This is a genomic window from Herbiconiux aconitum, assembly GCF_024979235.1.
In the GTDB taxonomy this organism is placed as follows: Bacteria; Actinomycetota; Actinomycetes; order Actinomycetales; family Microbacteriaceae; genus Herbiconiux; species Herbiconiux aconitum.
Genome location: NZ_JANLCM010000001.1, coordinates 1,969,377 through 1,986,066, shown reverse-complemented (window position 1 = coordinate 1,986,066; position 16,690 = coordinate 1,969,377). Strand labels below are relative to the sequence as shown.

Genomic DNA, 16,690 nt, shown 5'->3' with positions numbered 1-16,690 from the left:
CGCGTCGAGCACGCGCTGCAGATCGGTCGTGTCGTCAGTCACTCGAGAACCTCTCCGGGTCGGCGTCAGGCTCATACCTCACCGTACGCGCGCGCAGCTTAAGGAGCGCAGGTGACTCGCAGGTGAACGGAGGGTGACTCGACAGGCAGAACGAATGTTCTGTTATTGTGAGTCTGTGTCCACCACCTCCGCGCCGCCTGCTTCCGCACCGAAGGTGTCGGAAGCGCGCGAGAGACTGGTGCGCGTCGCGTCGGAGCTCTTCTACCGCGAGGGCATCCACAGCGTCGGAATGGATCGCATCCTGGCCGAGGCGAGCGTGACCCGCGCCACCATGTACCGCCACTTCTCGGGCAAAGAAGCACTCGTGGCCGCCTACCTCGAACGGGAGGACGCGGTGATCCGGGGCTACTTCACGGTGGAGGGTGACCCGTCGCCCGCCGACCTGATAACGCTCGCGATCGAGGGCATCGCCGACGACATCGGCCGCTACCACACCCGCGGCTGCCCGTTCATTAATGCCGCGGCGGAATACCCGGATGCGTCGAGCGAGGTGCGCATGATCATCGCCCGGCACCGTGAATGGTTCCACGCGACGTTGCGCGACGCGCTGGAGGCGGCGAAGGTTCCGGATGCCGACGCAGTCGCCGGGTCCCTCGTGATGCTGCGCGACGCCGCGCTGGTGGGCGGCTACCTCGATGGAGTCGAGGTGGCGCGCCGGGTCTACGTGGCGACGGCTCGCTCGGTCGCCGGCCTCTAGCCCCCGCCCGCATCCGGCACTCGCCAGCATCCGGCCCTCGCCAGCATCCGACCCGCGCCCACCACCCCGCCCGCATCCGACCCGCGCCCACCACCCTCCCCCTCTCCCCGCCCCGTCGAAACGACGGAGTTTTCGGCGCTTCGCTTGAAACGACGGATTCAGACACCGACACTGCCGCGAAACTCCGTCGATTCGGAACGGGCGAGCGGGTCAGAAGTGCGTGATTCCGTAGGGCTGCTGGGCCGGCGCGAGCAGGCGGGCGAAAGCCGCCGCCGCGCCCGGCGATCGCTCGGAGATCTGACCGGCCGCCGCCAGCACCCGCGGGTCGGCGCCGCCGAGGTAAACCGACCCCAGCGCCGAGGCGTCGAGTTCGAGGTCGGGGGCCGCCGCGTCGTCTCGGGTGACCTCGGCCCGCCCGCCCTCCACGCGCATCCGGTAGCCGCCCGCCGCGTGCCCCAGCGGGTCCGACACGGCGAACACGGTCGACCCGTCGTTGACGTACCCACGCGCCTCGAATGCGGCGACGACGTCGAGGATGCGCATCCAGAGCCAGTCGTTCACGTTCTTCACCGAGACCAGTCGCCAGTCGGCGAGCGCCCAGCGCAGCGGGTCGTCGGCAGGGGCGGCCGCGTAGGTCACCGTGCCGACGAGGTCGAGCGAGGCGAGGAATTGCCACAACCCCAGGTAGGCGTCGGCGTTCTGCGCCACCAGGTCGACGACCTCGACTATCTGCGGATCGGACTCCCAGCCCGAGAACTTGTAGGTGACGTAGCCGTCGATCACACCGGCGTCGTCGTAGTGCAGCGCCCCGCGCACAGATGGATCTTCTTCACTCTTCTCGCCGTCGAGTCCCGACACCCGACCCCAGTACTTCGTATGGCGGTCGACCGAGCCGACTCGACTCGCGTGGAAGCCCGCGAAGATCGCGGGGCCCAGAGTGGCGATCTCGCGCGCATCGATCAGTTCGCATCGCCCGCGGGGCGACGTGAGCAGGCGGAACCGCTGGTCGGTGGCCACCGAGATCGAATGCACCGTGGTGGCCACCCCGAAGCCGAACCGCCGGTAGATCGTGGCCTCCGAAACCGTGAGGGCGGCGATCGCGTAGCGGTCGGCGACCGCTCGGTCGAGGTCGGTCGTCATCATCTCGCGGAGTATGCCGTTGCGGCGATGAGTGGGCCGCACGGTGACCGCCGAGATGAGGTGCGCCGGGAGTGGGGCCACTCCCCCGACATTGATGGAGCGCTCGAACGTGGCGAAGGTCGCCACCGGAACCTCCGCTCCGAGCGACGCCTCGGGGCGGGTGCGCGCATATGCCCCGGTGAGCATCTGGCCGTCGCTCACCATCGCGGCGGCAGCCCGCACGAGCGATTTCTCACCGAGACGCGGCTCGTGGAAGCCCTGGGTCTCGGCCTGCAACCAGGCCCTTGTGGCGTCGCCTCCTTCCCCCTCTAAGGCGGCGGAGAACGTGCGGAAGTCGTAGTCGGTGATGGAACCCATGCCGCAACGCTACGCGATACCGGCGACACGCTAGCGTGAGCCTGTGAGCGACTTCAACGAACGCATCGTCGACGAGTTCCGCGCCAACGCAGGCCGTGTCGAGACGGGCGGCTTCGGAACCAGCCTCGTGCTGCTGCACCACACGGGCGCGAAGAGCGGCATCGCGAGAGTCAGCCCCGTGCTCGGCCTGCGGCAGAACGACGGCAGCCTGTTCATCGCCGCGTCGAAGGGCGGGGCCCCGGACCACCCGGCTTGGCTCGCGAACCTGCGCGCGCATCCGGAGACCTCGATCGAGGTCCCCACGACGACCGGCGACGGTGTGCAAATGATCGACGTCCGCGCCGACATCCTGACGGGCGCTGATCGCGACGCCGGCTGGAGCCAGTTCCTGAACCGCTCGCCCGGCTTCGCGCACTACGAGGCGAAGGCCGGCGGTCGCGTCATCGCGGTCGTGCGCCTCAGCCCCCGCTGAGCGGCGCGAAACACCCGTTAACGATTGGTGGAGAGGGCCGAAGCCCTCCCCACGCATGAGTGTAGCAAGTCCATCAGGTGAACGGCGAGCACATTCTCACCGGGTGAGCAGGCCGGAACGCTCCGGATGCCGGTCGAACCATTGACCGACATACCAGCACATCGGCACCACACGATAGTTCGTCGTGGCCTCGACATCGTCGATGGCGAAGGTCACGATCTCGCCGGCCAGACCCTGCCCGCGCCTCTTCGGATCAGTGAAAGTGTGGGTGAACGAAATGGTGTCCTCGTTCGCGACGTAGTCGACGGCGCTCACCAGTGCGCCGTCGACGCGGAGGCTGTAACGGTGCTGTTCGGCGTCATGACTGAATTCGCGTGCCATGCCTCCACCCTACGTCTGCTTCGAGGGGTGCCGGTCAGCGCACGACGTCGAGCGCCGCACTCACGATCGACTCGATATCGATGCCGTGTTGCCGGTACACCTCGTCGAGCCCGCCCACCTGACCGAATCCGCTCACCCCGAGATGGCGGGCCGGCACCCGGTTGATGCCCGCCAGGAAGGCCAGGGTGTGGGGATGCCCGTCGAGCACGGTGACCATCGGGCGGGCCCGGGCCGCGGGGAAGAGCTGGCCGAGAATCCAGTCGGGCGCATCCGCCAATCCGTCACGCGCCTGGACGGCGTCGAAGAGGAGCCCCGGGCTCGTGACGCAGACCACGTCGACCGGCACGCCGAGCGCTTCGAGCCGCTCGGCGGCCACGAGCGCGTCGGGCACCATCGCCCCCATGGCGACGAGCGTGACCGCGGCCTGAGCCGAGCCACCTGTCCCCGCCTCGCGCAGCACGTATCCGCCCGCCACCACCTGTCTGCGGCGCCGCTCGCGCGCGGCCGGGTCGGCCGGCACCGCACTCAACCGCTGGTCCACGGGTTTCGTGGAGAGGCGCAGGTAGGCCGACGTGCCGTCCGGTCGTCCAAGCCGGCCGAGGGAAGCCAGCAGGGTCCACTCCACGTCGATCGCGAAAGCGGGCTCGTAGCTCACGCACCCTGGTTGCTCGAGACCGATCGAGGGGGTGGTGATCGACTGGTGCGCCCCGCCTTCGTGCGAGAGGGTGACCCCCGACGGCGTGCCGACGAGGATCGACTGCCCGCCCGCATACATCCCGTACGACCACGGTTCGAGTGCCCGCCCGACGAACGGATCGTAGAGCACCCCGATCGGGAACAGCGGTTCGCCCCAGCGACTCCAGGTGGCGCCGAGTTCGCCGATCAGACTCACCAGGTTGACCTCGGCGATGCCGAGTTCGATGTGCTGGCCGGTCGGCCGCTCACGCCAGTGCACGGTGGTCTCGGCGTCGTCGCTGAACCAGTCGGGTCGGTCTTCGATCGAGAACACCCCCACCTTGTTCAGCCAGCCGGCGAGGTTCGTGCTCGAACTCACGTCGGGGCTCACGCTCACCACTCGCCGTGCGGCTTCGGGAGCCGCCCGAACGAGGTCGAGCAGCGCGCGACCGAGTGCGGCCTGCGTCGTCGCGGTGCCGGCCGGCGTGCGCCCGAAATCGGCGGGCACGGCCGGAGGCTCGGCGAGCGCGACCGGCTCTCGATGCAGTCGCCTCGACGTCACGTCGCAAAGTCTGCCCGCTTCGCTCTCGGCGTCGAAGCGCGACCAGGGCGCATCCGCTCGTTCCTGCAGTTTCGCCGCGAGCTCGACGTATTGCGCGTCGGTGAGCAAGGAGGAGTGGTTCTGCGGATGCCCTTCGAGCGGCAGACCGTAGCCCTTGATCGTGTAGGCGAGGATGGCGGTCGGCCGGTCGTCGTCGATCTGCGCGTAGGCCTCGCGGAGCGCCTCGAGGTCGTGCCCGCCGAGGTTGCGGATGGCGGCCAGGAGCAACTCGTCATCGATGCCGTCGAGCAACTCCGCGATCGATGCCGACCGCTCTCCCAAGCCGGGCAGCCGCTCCCGCAGCTCTGCCGCGGTGCAGCGCAGCAGCCGCTGATACTCCGGATTCGGCATCTCCAGGATGCGCCGGCGCAGCGCCTGCCCGTCGGGCCGGGCGAGCACCTCCTCGAGAAGACGCCCGAAGCGCACCGTGATCACCTGCCACCCGGCCGCTTGGAACAGCCGTTCGAGTTTGCCCGCGGCGATGTTGGGCACCACGCGGTCGAGCGACTGACGGTTGAGGTCGACGATCCAGACGATCTCGCCGAGGCCCGCGACGCCCTGATCGAGCACCGCCTCCCAGACCGCCCCCTCGTCGAGCTCGGCGTCACCGACGAGCGAATACTGGCGGCCCCGCCCGGCGGCGTCACTGAGGCTCCCCACGTAGCGGCGCGACACCGCGCCCCAGATCGGGGCAGTAGCGCCGATGCCGACGGAGCCGGTGGAGTAGTCGACCGGATCGGGGTCTTTCGTGCGGCTCGGGTAGCTCTGCAGCCCGCCGAATTCGCGCAACGTCGTGAGGTAGCGCTCGTCGAGCTCGCCGAGGAGGTAGTTGATGGCGTGCAGCACGGGCGAGGCGTGCGGCTTCACCGACACCCGGTCTTCGGGCCGCAGCTGACCGAACCAGAGCGAGGTCATGATCGACACCATCGACGCGCTGGATGCCTGATGCCCGCCGACTTTCATGCCGGAGGGGTTCGGCCGCACCCGGTTGGCGTGGTGGATCATCGACGTGGCCAGCCACAGCACCCGGCGCTCGATGGTCTCGAGGGCGACGAGAGTGGGGGCGGAGTTCTCCTGCGCGACCGATGTGCTCATAGTGCCCCCTATGGCACCATCACGACGCAGAAGGCACAATAGTGATCGAGCAATTGACGCAGATTGCGCAATCTGAACACTGGCGGAAGGCATCCGGATGGCCACCCTGAATACGAACGGTCGACCCGCCGCCCGCATCGCCGACGCGATCGACGCGGCCATCCTCCGCCGCCTCAGCGACGATCCGGATGCGACCACCCTCGCTCTCGCAGAAAGCACCGGTCTCGCGCGCAACACCGTGCGCGCCCGGCTCGCCCGCTATCGGGCCGAGGGAGCGCTGAAGTCGTTCGAACGGCGGATCGATCCCGCATTCCTCGGCTACCCCCTGCACGCCCACGTCGTCACCAAGGTCACCCAGCGCAAGCTCGCGGCCGTGGCCGAGGCGCTGGCCGGAATCCCGGAAGTGCTGGAGGTCAGCGGCCTGTCGGGGGTGGCCGATCTGCTCGTGCACGTCGTGTCGCGCGACGCGGAGGACCTCTACCGGGTGACCGGGCGCATCCTCGCCATCGACGGGGTCAAGCGCACCAACACGGGCCTCGTCATGCAGGAGCTGGTGGGCTACCGCGTCACCCAGCTGCTCCACGAGCGCTGACCGGTTGACGGGCGCGCACGATCCGGTCACTGACGGTGCGGGGCAGCCGGAAGAGGTAGCGCAGCCGGGTGCGGTCCATCAGCCAGAACACCAGCAGCGAAACGGCTACCACGATCACCGTGCCGAACACGGGCCCGAGGTAGCGCACCACGGGGATCTCGTAGAGCGGCGGCACGATCGGGAGCAGATAGAGCGCCCAGATCACCGGCAGCTGGAGGATGTAGATCGGAAGCGTACGCTGCCCCACTCTGGCGAGCGGCCGCACGACGCCGGGAGCGCGGCTCGCCAGCGCACACACCCCGATCGCGAGGGTGACAGCAGCCGAGTCCCGCAACAGGCGCGCCGAGGTCTCGACGACGTCGCCCGCCTCGGTGAGCTGCCAGAGCAGCTGGAGCAGCACGAACGCGCCGAGGGTGAGCAGCAGCTTCACGGCGATTCGGCCCTGCGAGAACCACACCAGCGCCGCCGGCAGATAGACGCCGGCGGCGAAGAACACCGCGAAGTAGATGATGTGCAACCACTGTTCTTCGGCGAGCGACGCCGGAGCGAGACCGGAGAGCACGGCCACCACGGCGAAGATGCCGATGATCACGGGCCGCGGAACGCGCTGGAGCGACGTGAACACGACCACGTAGAGGGCGAGGGCGAACACGAACCACAGGGTGGTGTCCGGCAGCAGAAGCTGACGCACGAAATCGTGCGGGGAGGAGATCTTGAAGGGCACCCCGGAGACGGTGACCACTGCAGACATCACGCCGAAGACGCCGAGCCACACCAGGTAGATCCAGTACGACGACGCGACCCTCACCAGGTTGCGGCGGTCGCGCCATCCGTTCCTCACCCGCTTCGACACCAGCAGCCCGGAGATGGCGAACAACAGCGGCAGGCGGAAAGGCCCGAAGAACTCGGTGAATTGGCGCCAGAACTCGGTGCCGGCGGTCGGCAGGGTGAGCGGGTCGTACACGAAGATGCGCACGTGCAGCATCACGACGGCGATCACGCACGCACCGCGCGCCACATCCAGCCACATCGCACGTCGTCCGGGCGAGAGTTCGCCTCGTGCGCCGTCGGTGTTGTCTCGTGCCTCGCCCATCGTGCCCCGATTATGACAGTACAGATGGTGCCCCTGGAGGGACTCGAACCCCCAACCTGCTCCTTAGGACGGAGTCGCTCTTCCATTGAGCTACAGAGGCTGACCCGTCGAGTTTAGCCGGTGCGCACCGCGCTCACGCCGCTGCCGCCAGGAACGTCTCCCATTGCGGCTCGGCCCTCTCGGCGCCCTTGATCGACCACCCGGCCTGGTGCGGCATCCGCGGGGAGAACCGCAGCGACCAACCCATCTCGGCCGGTGTGCGATCGCCCTTCACGTTGTTGCAGCGGAGGCAGCAGGCCACCAGGTTCTCCCAGGTATCCTTGCCCCCGCGCGAACGCGGCTGCACGTGGTCGATCGTGGTGGCGGCGGAGCCGCAGTAGCCGCAGCGCTGCCCGTCGCGGCGCAGCACGCCCCGGCGCGACACCGGCATCATCCGATTCATGGGCACCCGCACATAGCGGGTGAGCAGGATGACCGCCGGCCGATCGTAGGCGCCCGAGGTGCCGAAGACCGGATGCTCGTCGTCGCGCGCCAGCACACGCGCCTTCTCGTTCAAGACCAGAACGAGCGCCCGTTTGAACGAGACGACTCCCAGCGGTTCATATCCTGCGTTGAGTACCAGTGTTCGCATGCTCTCCCTTTCGGACAGACCTGGACGGCTTCCAGGCGTTCGACTTCCCGTTCGCCGACGAGTGCGGGAGACGTGCGGGCAACAAAAAAGGCGCCGTCACAATGACAGCGCCTTACTCGCAGAGCAGAATATCTGACTCTGGCTCAGCCCACTCGTGTGCCGACGCACGCGCAGCAGGAGGCGATCCGTGGTGCGGATGCTCCTACTCGGTGTCATCAGGCTCTCCATCATCTCGACGACGATCAGAGCAACAGGTTACGACACAATCGGCGTGCCACATATTCGTGGCACGCCGATTCATGACTCGGTAACGAAGTGTTTACACTCCGCTATCCGAGGATGCGTACGAAGTAGTAGCTGCCCCACACCGGCCGGTGCTCGACGTAGCGGCCCCAGTCGGGCGAGTCGATCATCGTGCCGTCTCCGGCATAGATGCCGATGTGCCCGATCGGGTACACCATGAGGTCGCCGGCCTGAGCGTCTTCCGGAGCGATCGGGATGCCCATTGCCGCCTGGTTGCTCACGGTGCGCGGCAGGTAGATGCCGAAGGCGCCGAAGACGTACTGGGTGAGGCCGTCGCAGCCGAAGCTGGTGTCGGGGCTGGCACCGCTGCCGTAAGGCACCACACCCACGAACTGCTCGGCGAAGGCGACGATCGCCGCTCCGCTGTAGGAGCCGGAGGGCGGGTTCACCGTGAAGGCGCTGGTGGAGGCCGTGGCGCCCTTGGCTGCTGCGACGTCGGCCGCGCGGTTCGCGGCCTCGGTCGCGGCCACGGCGGCCGCCGCTGCTTCGCGAGCAGAGGCGAGCTCTTCGGTGGTGGGTGCCTTGTAGTTGTCGCGGCTGACCGCGAGGGCGGCGGATGCGTCGGGCACTTCGAGCGTCTGAGCACCGCTGATCGAGGCTTCCGTGGCCACGCCGGTGTCGAAGTTGCCGCCGCCGCCGAAGGCGTAGGCCGGGAGGGCCATGGTGGCGACCAGGGCGGCAGCGAAGGTCATCACGACCACGCTGACGGCGCCCTTCTTCGTGGGCTTCTTGAAGCGGGGCATCCGGATGCTCGGACCGCGCAGAGCGGGAGCCGGGGACGCTTTGGCCACCGCTGCAGCAGCAGCGGGAGTGGTGGGCAGCGCGAGCTCGAGCGCCTTCGCGGCCTGCGGGGCGCGAGCGATGTCGTCGGAGGCAGACGCCGAGGGCGACACGACCTTCGCGAGCACCAGGTCGGTGCCGGGCGACGCCGGCTCCGGGCTCACGGACGCGGCAGTCTCACGAGCACGAGCCTCAGCTTCACGCCACTCACGCCGCGAGAGCGGCTGAGGAGGAGAAGAAGCGGAAGGTGTCTCGGGTCTATTCGGGTTTTCGGGGTTTCGCTCAGAATCGAGCGACTCACCATATGGGGCCAAAATATAATCCTCCGGCACCTCTCGCAGCTAGGGCACTGCTCCCGTCCACACCGAATTGCGTGCGTAGTCAATGACCAAGAGACGGGAATCGAGGTGTCTTGGCCCGCGTCCCTGACCGTCAGGTGGTCGGGGGACTCGTTAGAGAATACGGGAGGGTCGGGGCTTTGTCACTTCGCAACCCGCCCTTTTTAACAATTCTGTAACGCTGCATCCGCTCAGCGGATTTAGATACCAACGAATATATGGCTCGCGACCTCATTGGGCAGTTCAAGGCCTTCGCCGAAACCTTCAACCTCGACTAGAACGTAGGAACCCACCGAACTGAAGGCCGCGGTGGCCCCCGGCACGATGCCGGACTGCTTCAACTGCAGCAGGAGTTCCGGATCGACCTGGGCGGGCTCGCCGAGCCGGCGAATCGTCTTCGTCTGCGGACCGACAGCTCCGTGCACCAGGGTCACGATGTTCACGACGCCCTTGGTGAAAGGGATGGCCGCGGCCTCGCCGAAGGCGTCGAGGCCCGGGATCGGGTTGCCGTAGGGCGACTCGGTCGGGTGGTCGAGCATGTCGAGGATGCGTCGCTCGACCTGCTCGCTCATCACATGCTCCCAGCGGCATGCCTCTTCGTGCACGAGCTCCCACTCGAGGCCGATCACGTCGCTCAAGAGACGCTCTGCGAGTCGGTGCTTGCGCATCACCGAGATGGCCTTACGACGACCCACCTCGGTGAGTTCGAGATGGCGGTCGAGCGAGACCACGACCAGACCGTCGCGCTCCATCCGGCCCACGGTCTGCGACACGGTGGGCCCGGAGTGCCCGAGACGCTCCGAGATGCGAGCACGAAGAGGGTTGATGTTCTCCTCCTCGAGCTCGAGGATCGTGCGGAGATACATCTCGGTGGTGTCGATGAGATCTGCCAATGAATGCTCCTAGGCCTTGTGAGGCGTACCTAACCCAGCCTAGTGTTTCGCCGTGCGACCCGGGCCCTCGCGCGTCGATACTATTGACCCCATGGCCGAGATCCAGATTCCCACCGATCGACTCCCCGCCGATGGCCGTTTCGGTTGCGGGCCATCGAAGGTCAGGGCGGCTCAGCTCGAAGACCTCGTGACGCGCGGCGCCTCCTTGCTCGGCACGAGCCATCGCCAGTCACCTGTCAAGAACCTGGTGAAATCTGTGCGCTCCGGGCTCTCGACTCTCTTCTCCCTCCCCGAGGGCTACGAAGTGGTGCTCGGCAACGGCGGTTCGACCGCGTTCTGGGACGCCGCGGCTTTCGGCCTGATTCAGAATCGGGCCGAGAACCTCTCCTTCGGTGAGTTCGGCTCGAAGTTCGCCGCAGCGGCCGCCGCTCCCTGGCTCGAAGCCCCACACGTCGTGAAGTCGGAGGCCGGTAGCCGCGGATCGATCGAGGTCGTCGAGGGCGTCGACGTCTACGCGTGGCCGCACAACGAGACGAGCACGGGTGTCATGGCGCCCGTCACCCGCGTGCACGGCGACGCAGGCGCTCTCACGGTGATCGACGCCACGAGCGCGGCCGGGGGTGTCTCCTTCGACGCTTCCGAGACGGATGTCTACTACTTCGCTCCGCAGAAGAACTTCGCCAGCGACGGCGGTCTGTGGTTCGCTCTCTTCTCGCCCGCCGCACTCGAGCGCGTGGAGCGGGTCGCGGCATCCGGTCGTTACATCCCGGAGTTCCTCAGCCTCAAGAACGCGGTCGACAACTCACGCCTCAACCAGACGCTGAACACCCCGGCCATCGCGACGCTCGTGTTGCTGGAGAACCAGATCGACTGGATCAACGGCAACGGCGGCCTCGACTGGGCCTCGGCGCGCACCGCGGAGTCGTCGTCGGCGCTCTACGACTGGGCATCCGGCGTCTCCTACGCGACGCCTTTCGTGGCCGACCCGGCGCATCGCTCGCAGGTGGTCGTGACGATCGACTTCGACGACACGGTCGACGCGGCGGCCGTCGCTGCCACGCTCCGCCAGAACGGCATCGTCGACACCGAGCCCTACCGCAAGCTCGGCCGCAACCAGCTGCGCGTCGCGACCTTCGTGTCGATCGAGCCCGATGACGTGCGCGCTCTCATCTCGTCGATCGAGTTCGTCGTGGAGCAGCTGGCTTCCTGACGCTCCTCGCGTCGGATAACGCAAACGTCGCTCGAACCTCGCCCGTAGAGGCGGCGGTTCGAGCGACGTTTGCGATTCTCGACGGTCAGCGGTCGGACCAGGGGCCCTCCGCGTGCGGGTCGTCGGCGTCGTAGTCGCCCGACTCGTCGTCGTCATCCTCGGTGTCGTCGTCATCGGACCCGTCATCGTCCGACTCGTCGTCATCGTCCGACTCGTCGTCATCCGACTCGTCATCATCGTCGGACTCGTCATCATCCGCCTCGCCGGCCTCGGCCGCAGCCTCGAGCTCGTCGTCGTCGGTGACGTGGTCGTCGATGTCGATGCCGTCGTCGAGGTCGAGCCCGTCGTCGAGGTCGAGGTCGTGATCGTCGTCGTCATCCTCGTCGGAGTCGTCGCCGTCTTCGTCGTCGGCCGCCGCCGTGGCTTCGGCCAGCTCCTGCGCGAGCGTGTATTCGGCAAGACGCTCCGACCACGGCACCCAATCGGGCGCGATCAGAGCGTTCTCGCCCGGCAGCATCTCGATCTCGAGCACGCTCGGTTCCGACGACTCGTCGATGCGCGACAGCGTCACCGTCCAGTGCCAGCCCGGGTAGCCCGGGAGCTTCGACTCGAAGTGAAGGCTCAGAACGTGGTCTTCTTCGGCGATCGAGCCGACGACCTGACCGATCGTGGCAGCCGGGGTGATCTCGAGCAGGGCGCCGCGTGCCAGGTCGACGGACGCGAGCAGCACCTCGTCGACGACCGGCGCCGGCTTCTCCTCCACGACCTCGGTGGGCGCATCGGCATCGGTGACATCGGCCCGCTGGTCGTCAGCAGGCCGTTCCTCAGCCGCTTCGACGTGCTGGGGCTGCTCGATCTGCTCGGGCTGCTCGTCGTCGACGGGGTGATCGGGCGCCACTAGGCGTCCAACTCGTCTGCGACCTTGCGGAGCAGAGCGGCGATCTTGCGGCTGTGGGCGTTGTCGGGATAGCGGCCTCGCTTGAGGTTTCCGCCGATCGAGTCGAGCACCTTCACGAGGTCTTCGACGATCACCGCCATGTCGTCGGCGGGCTTGCGCGCCATCTTCTGCAGGCTCGGCGGAGCTTCGAGCACCCGCACCGAGAGCGCCTGCGCGCCGCGCTTGCCATCGGCGATGCCGAACTCGAGTTTCGTGCCGGCCTTGACCGTGGCTCCCGCAGGCAGGGCGGACGCGTGCAGGAACACTTCTTGACCGTCATCGGAACTGATGAAGCCGAAGCCCTTCTCGTCGTCGTAGAACTTGACCTTGCCGGTGGGCATCGCGAATCTCCTCGTGTTATCGGCCCGAATACCTCTCGTGGCCACTGCCCAGCCTACCGGTGCACGTATCCTTAGTGACGTGAGTGATGAAGAGAAGACGCCGACGAGCCGTGCCGAACGGTCCTTGGCGTTCATGGTCGCGGCCACCATCGGCCTGTCCGTGCTCGCATTCCTGGCCGTCATCGTCGGCACCCTGCTCGGCGTGCGCGACTTCGGTTCCGGCGTCTGGCCCACCATCATCTTCCTGCCGCTCATCGGGCTGCCGATCGGGCTGGTGTTCATGATCATCCTGCTCGTCCTCAGCACTCGTCGGCGGCTCCGCGACGCTCGCGGGAGTCGATGAGCGATTCGCTCCCCCTCGCCCGGCGGCTCAGCGCCCTCGATGACGACGCGCTAACCGCTCTCCTGGTGATCCGGCACGTTCCGTCGCGCGACGTGCGCGACTTCTTCGACCTCGCCGACGCCCTGCTCGAGCCCGCATCGGTGCGCCTGGCCCTGCGTCCGCTCGACCGGGCGACGATCGCCGCGCTGGCGGGCGACGAAGCCGCTGGAGAGTCGGATGCGCCGGGCCGGCCCGCCGAGACCTTGATCACCCTCGGTCTGGCCGAGGCCGCTGCGGATTCGCCGCGCGGCTTCCGTGCCTACTCCGCGGCCGCCGAGGTGGCCACCGCGGTGCTCACCGAAGCAGCACCCCGGGAGGCCGCCGCCGCGACACCTCGAGCCGCCGCCCCCTCCGCGATTCCGGAGGCCGCTGCGGCATCCGGAGAGGTTGTCGGCCTCCCGGAGGCATCGCCCGAGGTGCCCGCCGGTCTCTCGCCCGCGGTCGCCGCCCCTTCGACCGACGCCCTGGCGAGCGAACGCGCGTTCATCGCCCTCTCGGCCATCTCAGAGCTCGGCCAGCAACTACGCACCGCTCCCATGCGGTTGCTCGCCCGAGGCGGGCTCTCGGCCGGTGAGGAGAAGCGGCTCGGCGCACTGCTCGCGGTCGAACCCGCGACGATCGGTGCTCTGGTCGAGGTGGCGACGGCCGCGCGCCTCGTGGTCGTCGATGTCGACACCCTGCTCTCCACGACTCGCGCCGACGAGTGGAGTCGACTGCCCAGTGCCGAGCGCTGGCTCGCTCTCGCCACGGCCTGGATCGGCAGCCTCGACGAGCCGGTGCGCCGCGCCCTGCACGCCGCTGCCGCGACCGCGACCGGGAACTCCAGCGGCGCCGGCGCCGAGTGGTCCAGTGGCGCCCCGCTTCGCGCGGCGTACTCCGCCCTCTTCCCCGCGGCCGACGACGCGATGCGCGCCGGGCTGGCCCAGGTCGACGCCGTCGCCGAGCTCCTCGGCCTCACGGTCGACGGCCGCAGCACCCTCTTCGGTCGCGCCGCCCTGGCGGCGAGCGCCGTCGACGCGGCGAGCATCGCAACCACCGCGAGCACCGCGACCCCCACGAGCGGCACCACCGCGCCGTCCGCCGCTGCCACCCGCGACCTCGACGCCCTCACCGCCGCGCTGCCGCCCGAGGTCGCCCAGGTCTACCTGCAGCACGACCTCTCGGTCATCGCGCCGGGCCCGCTGGTGCCGCCCGTCGACGCGCGCATCCGTCTGCTCGCCGATCTGGAGAACCGCGGCGTCGCATCCACGTATCGCATCTCGCAGCCGACGATCGACCGCGCACTCGCCTCGGGCGAGACGGAGACCTCGCTGCGCGAGTTCCTGGCCGCCACCTCGCTCACGGGTCTCCCGCAAGCGCTCGACTACCTGCTCGCCGAGGGTGGGCGCCGGCACGGCCTGGTGCGGGTGCGACGCCTCGGAGAGGCGCCCGTCACCGACGGCAGCACTCCCACCTCGTCGCCCTACGGCGCCCGCACCCTCATCCGCACCACCGACCGTGGCCTCCTGGGCACGATCGCCGTCGATCAGTCGCTCGCCCCGCTCGGTCTCCGCCGCGACGACGACGGTTCCCTCTCCAGCCGGGTCGACGCCACCGCCACCTACTGGCTCCTGGTCGACGCCCGCTACCCGGTGCTCGCCGAAGACGCCGAGGGTCGCGAGCTCGTCATGCGCCGCGCCCGCGTCGCCGTCGCCCCGACCGAGCAGGTCGCGAGTGCCACCGGGCCCCGCGCCGACAACCCCGCCGCAGTCGCCGAGTTCGTGCGGCGTCTCCGCGAGTCGTCGGCCCGCTCGGCTCCAGGCGACGAGAGCGCCTGGGTCGCCCGTCAGCTCGACAAGGCCGTGCGCTCGCGCACCCCGGTGACGATCGCGGTGCGGATGCCCGACGGCAGCACCGTGCGTCTCGACGTCACGCCGCTCAGTCTCTCGAACGGCCGCCTGCGCTGCGTCGACGTGCGGGCCGGCATCGAGCGAACGGTGCCCGTGGCGAACATCCAGCTCATAGCAGCCGCGGAATGACCGACCGACAGCGAGCCGCCGTAGACTTGTCTGTCATGCCCGACGGCCCTCTCATCGTCCAAAGCGACCGAACCGTGCTGCTCGAGGTCGCGCATCCGGATGCCGAATCCGCGCGACACGAGCTCGCGGTCTTCGCCGAACTCGAACGCGCCCCCGAGCATGTTCACACCTACCGCATCACTCGGCTCGGGCTCTGGAACGCCCGCGCGGCCGGTCACTCGGCCGAAGAGATCCTCGCCACGCTCGAGCGCTTTTCGAAGTTCGCGGTGCCGCAGTCGGTCACCGTCGAGATCATCGAGACGATCGGCCGCTACGGCAAGCTCGTGATCGAGCGTCAGCCGGAGGGGCTGCTCACGCTGCGCTCCACCGACCCCGCCGTGCTCGCCGAGATCACGCGGGGAAAGAAAGTGGCGCCGCTCCTCACGCAGAAGCTCGACGACGGCACCTGGAGCATCGAGCCCTGGGCCCGTGGGCAACTGAAGCAGGAGCTGATCAAGCTCGGCTGGCCCGCCGACGACCTGGCCGGCTTCACGCCCGGCACACCGCACGCGATCGACCTCGATCAGGCCGAATGGCACCTGCGCGACTACCAGCAGAAGGCCATCGACAACTTCTCCGCCCACGGCTCGGGCGTCGTGGTGCTGCCCTGCGGTGCCGGCAAGACCCTCGTCGGCGCGGGCGCGATGGCGACCGTGAAGACCAACACGCTCATCCTCGTCACCAACACCGTCTCGGCCCGCCAGTGGCGCGCCGAGCTGCTGAAGCGCACCTCGCTCACCGAAGACGAGATCGGTGAGTACTCGGGGCTCGTGAAGGAGGTCAAGCCGGTCACCATCGCGACGTACCAGATCCTCACCTCCAAGCGCAGCGGCAAGTACGCCCACCTCGAACTGCTCGACGCGCTCGATTGGGGTCTCGTGATCTACGACGAGGTGCACCTGCTCCCCGCCCCGGTGTTCAAGTTGACCGCCGACCTGCAGGCCCGACGCCGCCTCGGCCTCACCGCGACCCTCGTGCGCGAAGACGGCCGCGAGTCGGATGTCTTCAGCCTGATCGGTCCGAAGCGGTTCGACGCCCCGTGGAAAGAGATCGAGGCGCAGGGCTACATCGCGCCCGCGAACTGCTACGAGGTGCGCGTCGACCTGCCGTTCAGCGAACGGATGACCTACGCGGCCGCCGGCGACGACGAGCGGTATCGGCTCGCCGCGACGGCACCCGCCAAGCTGGATGCGACGCGGCAGCTCATCGAGCACCACCGTGGCGAGCGCATCCTGGTGATCGGGCAATACCTCGACCAGCTCGACGAGCTCTCGCGCGAACTCGGCGCCCCCGAGATCACCGGAGCGACGCCGGTTCCCGAGCGCGAGCGGCTCTTCCAGGCCTTCCGCGACGGCGACGAGAAGATCCTCGTGGTGTCGAAGGTGGCGAATTTCTCGATCGATCTGCCCGAGGCGAGTGTGGCCATCCAGGTCTCCGGATCGTTCGGATCGCGCCAGGAGGAAGCCCAGCGCCTCGGCCGGCTGCTGCGACCGAAGGAGTCGGGTCTGCCCGCGAGCTTCTACACGCTCGTCGCGCGCGACACGGTCGACCAGGAGTTCGCGCAGAACCGCCAGCGCTTCCTCGCGGAGCAGGGTTACGCCTACAGCATCATCGACTCGGATTCGCTGGCGGCCTAAGCCCGCCGCGTCGGCTCC

General features: G+C 68.4%; 16 protein-coding genes and 1 tRNA gene. 7 read left to right on the top strand and 10 right to left on the bottom strand.

Annotation, left to right across the window (positions count from 1 at the left end; all coding sequences use genetic code 11):
* Window positions 1–175 precede the first annotated feature (175 nt).
* Entirely contained in the window at window positions 176–757 is a 582-nt protein-coding gene (locus N1027_RS09500) for a TetR/AcrR family transcriptional regulator (protein WP_259507208.1), read from the top strand.
* 210 nt (window positions 758–967) lie between these two features.
* On the opposite strand, the gene N1027_RS09495 is transcribed toward N1027_RS09500, so the two are convergent.
* On the bottom strand, window positions 968–2,254 hold the full coding sequence (locus N1027_RS09495; RefSeq protein ID WP_259507207.1) for a GNAT family N-acetyltransferase: 1,287 nt from the start codon (window positions 2,252–2,254) through the stop codon (window positions 968–970).
* A 43-nt stretch (window positions 2,255–2,297) separates the two neighbouring features.
* Here N1027_RS09495 and N1027_RS09490 point away from each other — a divergent pair, with 43 nt between their 5' ends.
* Entirely contained in the window at window positions 2,298–2,726 is a 429-nt protein-coding gene (locus N1027_RS09490) for a nitroreductase/quinone reductase family protein (protein ID WP_259507206.1), read from the top strand.
* A gap of 96 nt (window positions 2,727–2,822) precedes the next feature.
* Here N1027_RS09490 and N1027_RS09485 read toward each other — a convergent pair whose 3' ends face one another.
* A complete protein-coding gene (locus N1027_RS09485; protein ID WP_259507205.1) occupies window positions 2,823–3,107 on the bottom strand; it encodes a GNAT family N-acetyltransferase in 285 nt (94 codons plus the stop codon).
* 34 nt (window positions 3,108–3,141) lie between these two features.
* Window positions 3,142–5,478, bottom strand: a complete 2,337-nt coding sequence (locus N1027_RS09480; RefSeq protein WP_259507204.1) for a thiamine pyrophosphate-binding protein — start codon at window positions 5,476–5,478, stop codon at window positions 3,142–3,144.
* A 97-nt stretch (window positions 5,479–5,575) separates the two neighbouring features.
* Between N1027_RS09480 and N1027_RS09475 the strand changes: the two genes are divergently transcribed.
* Window positions 5,576–6,070: an Lrp/AsnC family transcriptional regulator gene (locus N1027_RS09475; protein WP_259507203.1), complete on the top strand. Its 495-nt coding sequence runs from the start codon at window positions 5,576–5,578 to the stop codon at window positions 6,068–6,070.
* On the opposite strand, the gene N1027_RS09470 is transcribed toward N1027_RS09475, so the two are convergent.
* The 5 genes from N1027_RS09470 to N1027_RS09450 form a co-directional block, all read right to left on the bottom strand.
* On the bottom strand, window positions 6,045–7,163 hold the full coding sequence (locus N1027_RS09470; protein WP_259507202.1) for an acyltransferase family protein: 1,119 nt from the start codon (window positions 7,161–7,163) through the stop codon (window positions 6,045–6,047). The genes N1027_RS09475 and N1027_RS09470 overlap by 26 nt on opposite strands.
* 25 nt (window positions 7,164–7,188) lie before the next feature.
* A tRNA-Arg gene (locus N1027_RS09465) sits at window positions 7,189–7,263 on the bottom strand.
* Window positions 7,264–7,296: 33 nt separating this feature from the next.
* A complete protein-coding gene (locus tag N1027_RS09460; RefSeq protein ID WP_259507200.1) occupies window positions 7,297–7,794 on the bottom strand; it encodes an HNH endonuclease in 498 nt (165 codons plus the stop codon).
* A 329-nt stretch (window positions 7,795–8,123) separates the two neighbouring features.
* On the bottom strand, window positions 8,124–9,041 hold the full coding sequence (locus tag N1027_RS09455) for a C40 family peptidase (protein ID WP_259507199.1): 918 nt from the start codon (window positions 9,039–9,041) through the stop codon (window positions 8,124–8,126).
* 374 nt (window positions 9,042–9,415) lie between these two features.
* Complete coding sequence (locus tag N1027_RS09450; protein ID WP_259507198.1) at window positions 9,416–10,108, bottom strand: iron-dependent transcriptional repressor DtxR; 693 nt, start codon at window positions 10,106–10,108, stop codon at window positions 9,416–9,418.
* 91 nt (window positions 10,109–10,199) lie between these two features.
* On the opposite strand from N1027_RS09450, the gene serC reads away from it, so the two are divergent.
* The gene (serC, locus tag N1027_RS09445) at window positions 10,200–11,318 is read left to right on the top strand and encodes a phosphoserine transaminase (RefSeq protein WP_259507197.1); all 1,119 of its coding nucleotides are present in this window, start codon (window positions 10,200–10,202) and stop codon (window positions 11,316–11,318) included.
* 85 nt (window positions 11,319–11,403) lie between these two features.
* On the opposite strand, the gene N1027_RS09440 is transcribed toward serC, so the two are convergent.
* Entirely contained in the window at window positions 11,404–12,216 is an 813-nt protein-coding gene (locus tag N1027_RS09440) for a DUF3027 domain-containing protein (RefSeq protein ID WP_259507196.1), read from the bottom strand.
* A complete protein-coding gene (locus N1027_RS09435) occupies window positions 12,216–12,596 on the bottom strand; it encodes a cold-shock protein (RefSeq protein ID WP_259507195.1) in 381 nt (126 codons plus the stop codon). The genes N1027_RS09440 and N1027_RS09435 overlap by 1 nt, the downstream gene beginning before the upstream one ends.
* Window positions 12,597–12,675: 79 nt before the next feature.
* Between N1027_RS09435 and N1027_RS09430 the strand changes: the two genes are divergently transcribed.
* Genes N1027_RS09430 through N1027_RS09420 form a run of 3 tightly spaced genes read left to right on the top strand, consistent with a single transcriptional unit; the run spans window position 12,676 to window position 16,672 of the window.
* A complete protein-coding gene (locus N1027_RS09430; protein WP_259507193.1) occupies window positions 12,676–12,939 on the top strand; it encodes a hypothetical protein in 264 nt (87 codons plus the stop codon).
* Window positions 12,936–14,996: a helicase-associated domain-containing protein gene (locus N1027_RS09425; RefSeq protein ID WP_259507191.1), complete on the top strand. Its 2,061-nt coding sequence runs from the start codon at window positions 12,936–12,938 to the stop codon at window positions 14,994–14,996. Before N1027_RS09430 ends, N1027_RS09425 begins: the two co-directional genes overlap by 4 nt.
* Window positions 14,997–15,031: 35 nt before the next feature.
* The gene (locus tag N1027_RS09420) at window positions 15,032–16,672 is read left to right on the top strand and encodes a DNA repair helicase XPB (protein ID WP_259507189.1); all 1,641 of its coding nucleotides are present in this window, start codon (window positions 15,032–15,034) and stop codon (window positions 16,670–16,672) included.
* Window positions 16,673–16,690: the final 18 nt, after the last annotated feature.